We start from the raw sequence: 10,336 nt of genomic DNA on the forward strand, positions 1-10,336 counted from the left end.
CTAATTATTATTAAAATAATAAACAAATCATATCACAATAAAAATAAAAAGAGTGGAAATCATGATAACTGTTTTTTCTGGAGGCACTGGAACTCCAAAATTAATTCAAGGAATAAAGGAAATTTACCCTGAAGAAGAGATCACTGTCGTAGTAAATACTGTGGAAAATTTATATATGTCCAGAGGTTATATTGCAGCGGATATTGATACAGTGATGTATACTTTTGCAGATATGATTGATGAGGAATTTTGGTATGGAATTAAAGGGGATACCTACATAGTTAGAGAACAGCTAATTGAAATGGGAACTACTGAATTGCTCAGATTAGGAGATAAGGACAGGGCAACCAAACTTCAAAAAGCCATTTTGCTTGAGGAAGGTTGGACCTTATCAGATATTGTCGAACTTCAAAAGGACAAATTAGGCATTAAGGCAAGCATAATTCCAATGAGTGATGAAGAATCTGAAATAAGCATTGTAACTAAAGAGCATGGTGAAATAGAATTCCATGACTTTTTGATCAAATATCAATGCAACTGTGAAGTAATTGAAGTGAAATATGCTCATGTGAGCCCTAGTCCAAAACTTATTGAAGCAATAGAAAAATGTGATAAAGTAATCTTTGGACCATCAAATCCAATCACTTCAATAAGACCTATCATTTCAATAGATGGTGTTGAAGATGCCCTTAAGGAGAAAGAGGTTATCGCGGTTTCTCCATTTGTAGGCAGATCTGCATTTAGCGGCCCTGCTGGACAATTCATGAATGCATTCGGTTATGAAACTTCCTCCAAAGGAGTCGCAGAACTTTACAAATCATTCCTTAATACATTGGTGATTGACAATCAAGACGAAGAGTTTAAAGAGGAAATTGAAGAAATCGTTCCAAATGTCATCATAACCAACACTTTTATGAAGACAATTGAGGATAAAATCAATCTGGCTAAAGTGGTTTTGGAATAAAAAATTTTTTAAAATTGTCTAAAAATTGTTTTAAAATTGTTTAGAAATTTTTAAAATTATTTAAAATTATTAAAAATTATTAGTTAATAAAAAATTAAAAAAAATTATTAAAAATAAAAGATTTTTAAAAAAATTACTAATTAAATGCTTAAAGTTTAAATACTAATTTAGTTATAACTAAATATATTACTATTAGGTGAAAATATATGATACAAATGACTTTGATACAAATCGATAATTATGGTCCATGGACAGTTACTCCAAGACCACGTACAGAATCTGACCTTCAAATTTTACAAGCAGAACTTTTTGCAGATGTGCAAAGACAAATAGCTGCTAAAAAAGGTTTAGTGTTCTTTACAAGATTTGATAATTTACTTGCAGTCACAAACGGTCTTAATGAAGAAGACCACATGAGAATTCAAAGATCTATTAGAAACAGATACCCAATTACAATCAGTATGGGTGTTGGAGCAGCAGAAACTGCACACGAAGCTCAAAGATTAGCAACCATTGCACTTCAAAAAGAAGGTGGAGCACAATCTTCAGGAAGAAAAGAAATCTTAGCAATAAACAATTTAATTGAAAACCCAGAAGACAGTTTCGTACAAGCTGCACATATTGACATCAACAGTGTAACTGAAACCTTAACTGATATTGAATCTGCTTTTGATACAAGCTTTATGGTAAACAAAGCACAACATTACTTAATGACTAAACTTAGAGAAAAAGGCGCATTATTATTCTTCATTGGTGGAGACAACTTTATGTCCCCATGTAATGGATTAAGTGAAGATGACCTCACCCAAATTCTCAAAGAGATTGATGAAGAAATTGGAATCGGCCTAAAAGCAGGTATCGGTAGAGCAGACAACATGGAAGATGCAGCATATATGGCAGACATCGGACTTGAAATAATTCGTGCAGGAAATAATAAAGATTGGATTCATGTAATAGAAGAACTTTAAATAAATCTTATTTTCACTTAATTAACTTTTCTTTTTATTTCCATTTTTTATTTTATTATACTTTTTTAAACTATTTTTATAGAATGATACAATTTTAGAATAATTGCAATTATCAAAACTTAAGGAAGTGTTAACATTAAAGTACTTGCACCTATGGCGGGAATAACAAATGCAGAATTTGCAATGAAACTTATACCTTATGGATTTGACACAGTCACTATTGGAGGATACAATACTGACAATGAATCAATAGATGCCTGTGAAAGAATCATAGCCAGAGGCAGGAAAGAGTTCAATTACCCTAAAGAAGAGATTTACCGTGTAATTGAAAATGAGGTTAACACCATAAAAGACAATTTTGATGTAAGCGTAAGCGCTAACTTAAGAGGAACCACCCCAGATCCTCTTATTGAAATCAGCAAAATAGCAAATCTTGACATCATTGAAATCAATTGCCATTGCAGACAAGAGGAACTTGTTGAAGCCTGTTGCGGACAAGCAATGCTTTTAAGACCAGATTTGGAAGACTACATCAATGAAGTTGTCAAAAAATCCCAGTCCCAAGTATCCATGAAGGTGAGAGCCAATGTTGAAGGAGTGGACAACCTTGAAATAGCTAAACTAGCAGAGGATTGTGGAGTGGACTACTTGCACATAGATGCCATGAAAAAAGGGGTAAGGGATGCTGATTTTGATTTAATAAAACAAATATCAGATAATACCAACATCTTCATTATTGGAAACAATTCAATAAACTCCATTGCTCAAGCAGAGAAGATGTTAAAAGCAGGGGCAAATGGAATTTCAATAGCTAGAGCAGCAATTGGAGGAAAATTGAATTTTGATTTGAATGATATTAAAATCTAATTATTCCCATTTTTACTATTTTAAAATGTTTTTCACTTTTTTAAAATTTTCAAGAAATATAATAAAATTTTATAAATAATTAATAATCATATACTAATATATCAAAAGAATACTAATTTAAGAATATTTTATTAGGAGAAAACTAGCATGAAGAAAAAATATCTATTTTTAGCACTGATATTGCTTGTTAGCATAATTTCCATCTCTGCAGTCAGTGCTGCAGATGACTCAACAAGAGATATTTCTGTTGCTGATAATAATCAGGAAATTATTTTAGAAGAAAGTATCCCACAGAACGTTTTAACAAATGAGGAACCGCCAGATATTTTAACAAATGATGCAAATGAAGAACCTGCTTTAGCAAGCAAGAATGATGAACCTATTGTCAGTTCATCAGGCAATGCAAAAGTGAAAGAAAATGCCACAGCTAAAAAAAGTTCTAAAAATAAAGTTTCTTTCAAAACCATATCCAAAGGCAGTAAGGATAAGGTTGCTGTTAAGAAAATCCAAAAGGCTTTGAAAAGGAATGGATACTACTTAAGTTATAAGGGCCACTACTTAAAGGTTGATGGCTGGTTCGGATATTATACAGAAAGATCAGTCAAGCAATTCCAGAAGGCCAAAAAACTGAAAGTGACTGGAAAAGTGGATGAGAAGACAGCTGAAAAGCTTAGGATAATCGACAAGTCAAATGCAGTAATCAAGTTTAAGGATGATAAGACCTTCGTAAGGGAGTATAATGATGGAAGAGCCTTTGAAGCAAAGATTGTTAAGAAAAGGAATGGAAAAGGAATAGAAACCTTACTTTCAGTTGATTATTTGAAGAAAGGAAAGAGAATAGCTTCCGAATATTATTGTACTGATGATGAGGGAATAAATTACATTACCCCTAACGATTTGGAAGTGGGAACATGTAAAGCAAAAATCTACTGTGAAGATGGCGGGATAAAGGCACAGCCTAAATACAAAACAATAATAATCAAGAAGACTTCAATTAGAATGAAAGCGGCAGATATCAACCTATCCGGCAAGCAAAATATACAGTTAAAAGCTAATTTAAGATTTAAAAACGATGCAGAAGTGGATGAAGGAAAAGTCAAGTTTACAGTAGATGGCAAGTCTTACATCGTTAAGGTTCAAAATGGACTGGCCATTAAAAATCTTAAGATTAAAAGTCTCAAGTCAAATAAATATCAAGTCACTTTCTTGGGAAACAAAAACATAAAAGCCAAGACAGTAACTGGAAAAATAGCTAAAAAAAGATAAGTTAAATTATTTTAACTTTTTTTCTTTTTTAATTTTTAATTATTTTTATTTTCAATTTTTTAATCTTTTAATTTTTTTAATATTTTAATTTTTTAAAATTTAAACTTATTTTAGACTAAACATATCTATTTTCAATTCAACATTCATTTTTGTGAATTATAAAAATTCCTTAAATCATCCTTATCTTCCTCAGATAAGCTATGCCAACGAATATTTTGTATGGCTCCTTCAAATGCCATTAATCTATTTAAACATGCACTATCATCTATTTCTTTAATTTTTAGCCATGCCTCTTTACTGCCAAGATTAATCAAGTCATCGATTGTGTTTATTCCGACATCATTTAATTGTTTTTCAAGCACATTACCAATATTCGGTAATTTAGATAGTTCACCCATTTCAATACCTCAAGAATAGTTTTGAAAAAATTGATTTATGATATTTCTAATAGAAATCTATTTATTTAGATTTGTATTTTTAGTTTATAAATTTTGCTTTAAGATTTGTTACACAATTTCAAAAGACAAACTATATATTAAATGTTATGAATATATATTCATAATAAATATATATTCATAATGAAATCATTATCAATAGATGATTTAAGGAAATTGATTAAGGAGAGAATAAATGGTTAGGCCAAAAATTGAACGTAGAATTGTGAAAAAACCAGAATATGATTGCCTAATTCATGGAGATATTTCAAGAGAAGATGACCTTGAAAGCATTAAAATGAATCTGGATGAATTCGAAGCAATCAGATTGGGAGATTATCACAATATAAAGCAAAAAGAGGCTGCAGAATTAATGGGAATATCACAGCCAACATTCCATAGAATCATTAACTCTGCTAGAAAAAAGACAGCAATGTCTTTAATTGAAGGCAAGAAAATTGAAATAAACAATGAAAAATTTCAAGCAGAAGAAAAGGTATATATCTGCAAGGATTGTGGATTTCAATGGAATAATCCCAAAAAGGAATACACAAACTGTCCTGACTGCAAGTCTCAAAACATTGAAATAATTAAAAATGATTTGGAAAACAAGCCATCTGCTCCGCAAATCTTCAATGTACCCGAAGCTTCAAAATATCCTTTGAATGAGAGACGTTCTTTTGGAGGTTCAGGAAGTGGAAGAGGACCATCAAAAGCATGCGAATGTCCGAACTGTGGTTACATAGCACCTAAGATTAGGGGATTCCCATGCAGAAACATAAAATGTCCTGAATGCGGAACACCATTATGCGGTTCAAATCATAAGGAAAACTAATTGAAGACTAATGAAAAATTGAAAAAATTGTAAAAATATCAAAATTTATATTAATAATATCGTTTAAAAATAATATACATATAATTTAATAAATTAATATTTGATAAAATTAATATATTTTAATAAATAAAATATAATAAATTAAAAAAATAAATCATAATTACAACTAATTATCAAGGTGGGCTTATGTCTTTCATAACTTTAAAAAATATTAATAAGTCATTTAATGGAGAACAAGTTCTTAAAGATATTAACTTAACAATAGAAGAAGGTTCTACATTAGGTATTCTCGGTAGAAGTGGTAGTGGAAAATCTGTTTTAATCAACATGCTAAGAGGTACTAAAGAATATGCTCCTGACAGTGGGCAAGTACTCTTTGACTTAGCAATCTGTGAAAATAAAAAATGCTTGCATGTTGAACCTGCTTCAAAAGCTGGCGAAAAATGTCCAGAATGTGGAGCTGAATTGAAAGCTAAGGAAATCGATTTCTGGAATGCTGACAGATTGGAAAAGGCAGCAATCAGAAGAAGAATTTCAATTATGCTTCAAAGAAACTTTGCATTGTACGATGAACAAAGCGTAATTGAAAACGTATTGAATGCAATGGGTGACGAAGGCAGATACGAAGAAGAGAATATTTACAACGCTATTGACTTATTGGAAATGGTTCAAATGAGTCACAGGGTTACTCATATTGCTCGTGACTTAAGTGGAGGAGAAAAACAAAGAGTTGTACTTGCAAGACAATTAGCTAAAAACCCAATGTTGCTTTTAGCTGACGAACCAACAGGTACTTTAGACCCACAAACTGCTGAAAAACTTCACCAAACCTTGATTGAAGGGGTAAAAAATGAAGGAATCAGTATGGTAATCACTTCCCACTGGCCAGAAGTTATGAATCAATTAGCTGACGATGCTATATGGTTAGACAAAGGGGAAATCATTGAACATGGTCATCCAGATGTCATAGTTCCAAAATTCCTTGAAACCGTTCCTCAAGCTGAACAAGTTGAAAAAGTTGAGCACACCGAAGAGATCATTAGAGTAAAAGACATTAAGAAGCACTACTATTCAATTGAAAGAGGAGTTGTTAAGGCTGTAGACGGTGTAAGTTTAACAATTAACCAAGGAGAAATTTATGGTATTGTTGGACTAAGTGGATCAGGAAAAACCACCTTAACCAGAATGATGATTGGATTGACTGAACCAAGTTCTGGAGAACTTGAAATCAAGTTAGGTGACGACTGGATTGACATGAAAAAACCAGGCCCATTAAACAGAGGCCGTGTAACTCCATACTTAGGTTTATTACACCAAGAATACTCATTATACCCTCACAGAGACATTTTAGGAAACTTAACTGACGCTATCAGTTTGAACTTGCCTGCAGAATTTGCAAAAATCAAGGCAGCGCACATCCTTGAAACCGTTGGTTTTGAAAAGGAAAAATCCATGAGCATCTTATCCAAATGGCAAGATGAGTTAAGTGGAGGGGAAAGACACAGAGTAGCTCTTGCACAAGTGTTAATCAAGGAACCTAACATTGTCGTATTGGATGAACCAACAGGTACAATGGACCCAGTTACAAGAATCATCGTAACCAATTCCATCTTAAAGGCAAGAGATGAATTGGATCAAACATTTGTAATTATTTCTCACGATATGGATTTCGTATTGGATGTTTGTGACAAGGCAAGCTTAATGAGAGGAGGAAAACTCCTCAGTACTGGAACTCCAGAAGAAATCGTTGCAGAATTAACTGGTGAAGAAAAAGCAGATATGATTAAAGATCACTAAACTCTTTTTCTTTTCTTTTTTATTTTTTCATTATTATTATTTTTAATTTTTACTATTTTTCTAGATAACACTTTAAATATTTATTAGCATAGATTATACAAACTATTTTTAAAGATTTTCAACTATAATTAAAAACTTATATTAATATAAACAAACAAAATTAATAATGTTATATTAATTATTAATTTAATTAATTATTAATGTGATTTCATAAATCAAAAATTCATTTATTAAAAAATTAAAATTATTTTATATTTATTATTTACAATAGAGGAAAAATTATGGTATGGGAAAATTCACCGTCACATATTTGTAGAGGAGGAGATGTAAGAGGACTCGCATTCTGTTGTCCTCCTGTAAAACCTTGCCCTATTATGGGAGCTTTAAAAGAAGTTGGATTAACTCCTCAAGAATTCTTGGACATTAAGCAAAAATTTGCAAGAGAAACTAGATTAGGCGAAGGCCCTGCAACCTGTTTTGGATCACTTGTATGGTGCTGTAAAACTTCAAAACCTTGTCCTTTAAGAGACATGACCTTAAACCAAATAGGCATGAGCGAAGATGAATATATGAATCTCAAAAAGGAATTGTCTGAAGTGATTTTAGCAGCAGGAACACCACCTACATCAAATGAAGCGGTATTTGCACTTTCACAAACCTTTGACATAAGTGAAGCAGAAGCTGAAAAAGTTCTTGCAGACTGTAACAATGACTTAAGAATGGCTGTAAAATTATTAAAACTTAAACAATTAGAACAAAAATAAACTTTTAGTTATCATAATCCATCTGAATTTATGTGAAAATCAGATGCGAAAATCAATTGACAATAAATGATGTGATAATATGGGAAAAACTTCTCTTTTCTTTGAAGTGGAAAACAAGAATGTCTTTATTTTAGGCACTGGAGAGGTTGCTACAAGAAGAGCACATCGCTTTTTAGATAAAGGAGCCAATGTAATATTGGCAGGAAATTCAATTGATGAAGAATTGACTAAAAAAGGAGCTATTTTAACACCTTTAAAAGACCTTGACGAAATGGTTAAATGGAGCGACATAGTGATTACTGCAAGCGGCGATGAAAAGCTATGTGAATACATCGCATCCATCAGCCAAGGAAAATTAATTAACAGAGCAGACAAACCTGAAGAAGGAAATATAATAGCGCCTACAAGTTTCTTGATAGATGATATAGAGATATCCATTTATACAAATGGGCAAAGTCCTTTAATGGCTAGAGAACTTAGAAAGAAAATACAATCAATCATTACAGAAGAGGATATCCTTGAGATAAAGCTTCAAGATCATGCAAGAAAAATCCTTAAGGAAAAAGTAGATGACCAAAAGGTGAGAAGGGAATATCTTGAGAGTATTCTAAACAATGAAGAAATAAGGAACTGCCTAAAGGAAAATAAATTAGATGATGCTAAAAGGCTTGCAGAAAGCATAATTAACTCTGACTTATCATAAAATAAAGGAGACTCAAAATTGATAATCAATATACGTGTAGACCATACTCTTGCAGACATAGAAACTATGGAAAAGGTATCAAAAGATTTAAAAGAATTGTTTTCAGCTTTAAAAGAACAGATTGATGTTAAAGAATATATTGAAATCAATACATGCAATAGATATGAGTATTTCCTTTATGCTGAGGATTACAATGAACTTGACTTAGACTGCGAAAACAAGTATGTCATAATACAATATAGTGATGAAGCAGTTTTGCATTTATTCAGAATGACTTCCGGTCTTGAATCCATGATTATCGGTGAAGACCAAATCTTAGGCCAAGTGAAGGATGCAAAATTAAAAGGTGAAAGGGAAGGCCATTGCGGAAAGAAATTGGATGCTGTTTTCACAAAGGCAATCCATGTCGGTCAAGTTGTGAGAAACAAGACTAAAATCAATCAGGGATCCATTTCCATCGGTTCAGCAGCAGTTGACCTTGCAGAAGAAAATCTTGGAGATTTGCAAGATAAGAATGTTCTTGTTATTGGTGCAGGAAAGATGGGAACTCTCGTTGCAAAGGCATTAGCTGAAAAGAACTTGAAAGCTATTTTTGTTGCAAACAGAACTTATTACAAAGCTATTAAACTGGCAGAGGAACTTGATGGGGAAGCAATTCTCTTTGATAACTTGGAAGAAAAATTGCTCAACGCAGACCTTGTCATCAGTTCCACTGGAGCGCCTCATGCAATCATCAATAAAGCAAGACTATTGAAAGTATTTGATGAGAAAATACCAAAAAAGATGGTTTTCATTGATATTGCAAATCCAAGAGACATTGAAGAGGATGTTAAGGAAATAGGCATTGACTTATTTAACATCGATGACTTAAGGGGAATTGCAGAGAAAAATAAAAAGCTTCGTGAGAAAGAAGTTATCGAAGCAGAAAAGATAATCAAAAGTGAGTTTGATTTACTTAAAGAATCCTTTAATTTAATTGAAATAAATACATTACTTGGTAGTTTAAGAGAGTCTATGGAAGAGATAAGACAACGTGAGAGTCAAAAGGGCATAGTTAAACTAAATAGTGTAGATGCAAAGGATATAAAAACTATAGATAAGATGACTCAGTCCATAGTCAACAAAATATTTTATGACATTTCTGAAAACATCAGAAAAACAGCAAAAAATAATGAAGATGATTACGTAAGAATATGTGAAATGATCTTAAAAGGAGACTAAACTTAAAATCCTTAAAAAAATAATTTGATAAAGTCATAAAATAGTAGATAAGTCTTAAAAAAATATAGAAAAAATTAAAAATAAAATAATGAAAGGATGTTGATTATTCAAACATTCCTTTAATTTCTTCTTTTTTATATTTATTGATGTCTAATGCAAAATAAATATCATCCATTGTTACTTTTTCCTTATCATTTATTATTGCATTATGAAGAGCTGTTTTCAATATCTTTTCCTTAATGTCCCTACCAGACATCCTTTTAGAAAGCTTTACTAATTTTTCAATATCCAAATCATAATCCATTGGGAACGTGTTAAGGTTTAACTCAAAAATTTCTCTTCTTTCATCATCATTTGGAAGCTTAAATTCAATTTCCTCTTCAAAACGACTTCTGATTGCAAAGTCAATTGAAGATGGGTTATTGGTTGCTGCAATTGTTACAACACCATCATTTGGATTGATTCCATCCATTTCAGTTAAAAGGGAATTTACAATTTCAGAAACATCCCCTCTTAA

Annotated in this window: 11 protein-coding genes; 9 read left to right on the top strand and 2 right to left on the bottom strand. The window is 31.8% G+C overall.

Annotated features, from left to right (window positions below; translation table 11 throughout):
* Window positions 1-61 precede the first annotated feature (61 nt).
* From cofD to QZU90_RS08245, 4 genes are all read left to right on the top strand, one after another.
* On the top strand, window positions 62-964 hold the full coding sequence (gene cofD, locus QZU90_RS08230) for a 2-phospho-L-lactate transferase (protein WP_296856596.1): 903 nt from the start codon (window positions 62-64) through the stop codon (window positions 962-964).
* 206 nt (window positions 965-1,170) lie between these two features.
* Window positions 1,171-1,932 (top strand): GTP cyclohydrolase III, encoded by a 762-nt coding sequence (locus QZU90_RS08235; RefSeq protein ID WP_295607887.1) that lies wholly within the window; start codon window positions 1,171-1,173, stop codon window positions 1,930-1,932.
* A 153-nt stretch (window positions 1,933-2,085) separates the two neighbouring features.
* Window positions 2,086-2,799 (top strand): MJ0144 family RNA dihydrouridine synthase-like protein, encoded by a 714-nt coding sequence (locus QZU90_RS08240; RefSeq protein ID WP_296856597.1) that lies wholly within the window; start codon window positions 2,086-2,088, stop codon window positions 2,797-2,799.
* Window positions 2,800-2,946: 147 nt separating this feature from the next.
* Window positions 2,947-4,065 (top strand): peptidoglycan-binding protein, encoded by a 1,119-nt coding sequence (locus tag QZU90_RS08245; protein ID WP_296856598.1) that lies wholly within the window; start codon window positions 2,947-2,949, stop codon window positions 4,063-4,065.
* A 143-nt stretch (window positions 4,066-4,208) separates the two neighbouring features.
* On the opposite strand, the gene QZU90_RS08250 is transcribed toward QZU90_RS08245, so the two are convergent.
* Window positions 4,209-4,463 (bottom strand): TfoX/Sxy family protein, encoded by a 255-nt coding sequence (locus tag QZU90_RS08250; RefSeq protein WP_296856600.1) that lies wholly within the window; start codon window positions 4,461-4,463, stop codon window positions 4,209-4,211.
* A gap of 232 nt (window positions 4,464-4,695) precedes the next feature.
* On the opposite strand from QZU90_RS08250, the gene QZU90_RS08255 reads away from it, so the two are divergent.
* The 5 genes from QZU90_RS08255 (at window position 4,696) to hemA (ending at window position 9,819) form a co-directional block, all read left to right on the top strand.
* Entirely contained in the window at window positions 4,696-5,334 is a 639-nt protein-coding gene (locus tag QZU90_RS08255) for a DUF134 domain-containing protein (RefSeq protein WP_296856601.1), read from the top strand.
* Between the two features lie 186 nt (window positions 5,335-5,520).
* A complete protein-coding gene (gene atwA / locus QZU90_RS08260; RefSeq protein ID WP_295605378.1) occupies window positions 5,521-7,131 on the top strand; it encodes a methyl coenzyme M reductase system, component A2 in 1,611 nt (536 codons plus the stop codon).
* Between the two features lie 281 nt (window positions 7,132-7,412).
* Window positions 7,413-7,895: a methanogenesis marker 9 domain-containing protein gene (locus QZU90_RS08265; RefSeq protein ID WP_296856603.1), complete on the top strand. Its 483-nt coding sequence runs from the start codon at window positions 7,413-7,415 to the stop codon at window positions 7,893-7,895.
* Window positions 7,896-7,974: 79 nt separating this feature from the next.
* On the top strand, window positions 7,975-8,598 hold the full coding sequence (locus tag QZU90_RS08270) for a bifunctional precorrin-2 dehydrogenase/sirohydrochlorin ferrochelatase (RefSeq protein ID WP_296856604.1): 624 nt from the start codon (window positions 7,975-7,977) through the stop codon (window positions 8,596-8,598).
* Between the two features lie 18 nt (window positions 8,599-8,616).
* Window positions 8,617-9,819, top strand: a complete 1,203-nt coding sequence (hemA, locus tag QZU90_RS08275) for a glutamyl-tRNA reductase (RefSeq protein ID WP_296856606.1) — start codon at window positions 8,617-8,619, stop codon at window positions 9,817-9,819.
* A gap of 103 nt (window positions 9,820-9,922) precedes the next feature.
* Here hemA and QZU90_RS08280 read toward each other — a convergent pair.
* Window positions 9,923-10,336 (bottom strand): AAA family ATPase (locus QZU90_RS08280; RefSeq protein ID WP_296856607.1); only part of this gene is annotated, 414 nt, incomplete at its 5' end.

Origin of the sequence: uncultured Methanobrevibacter sp., from assembly GCF_902784195.1 — an archaeon.
Classification (GTDB): Archaea; Methanobacteriota; Methanobacteria; order Methanobacteriales; family Methanobacteriaceae; genus Methanobrevibacter.

Excerpts from the sequence above, each read along its gene's own strand:
- QZU90_RS08245 (WP_296856598.1), top strand. The coding sequence starts at position 2,947 with ATGAAGAAAAAATATCTATTTTTAGCACTGATATTGCTTGTTAGCATA.
- cofD (WP_296856596.1), top strand. The coding sequence starts at position 62 with ATGATAACTGTTTTTTCTGGAGGCACTGGAACTCCAAAATTAATTCAA.
- QZU90_RS08250 (WP_296856600.1), bottom strand. The coding sequence starts at position 4,463 with ATGGGTGAACTATCTAAATTACCGAATATTGGTAATGTGCTTGAAAAA.
- QZU90_RS08265 (WP_296856603.1), top strand. The coding sequence starts at position 7,413 with ATGGTATGGGAAAATTCACCGTCACATATTTGTAGAGGAGGAGATGTA.
- atwA (WP_295605378.1), top strand. The coding sequence starts at position 5,521 with ATGTCTTTCATAACTTTAAAAAATATTAATAAGTCATTTAATGGAGAA.
- QZU90_RS08255 (WP_296856601.1), top strand. The coding sequence starts at position 4,696 with ATGGTTAGGCCAAAAATTGAACGTAGAATTGTGAAAAAACCAGAATAT.
- QZU90_RS08270 (WP_296856604.1), top strand. The coding sequence starts at position 7,975 with ATGGGAAAAACTTCTCTTTTCTTTGAAGTGGAAAACAAGAATGTCTTT.
- QZU90_RS08235 (WP_295607887.1), top strand. The coding sequence starts at position 1,171 with ATGATACAAATGACTTTGATACAAATCGATAATTATGGTCCATGGACA.
- QZU90_RS08240 (WP_296856597.1), top strand. The coding sequence starts at position 2,086 with ATGGCGGGAATAACAAATGCAGAATTTGCAATGAAACTTATACCTTAT.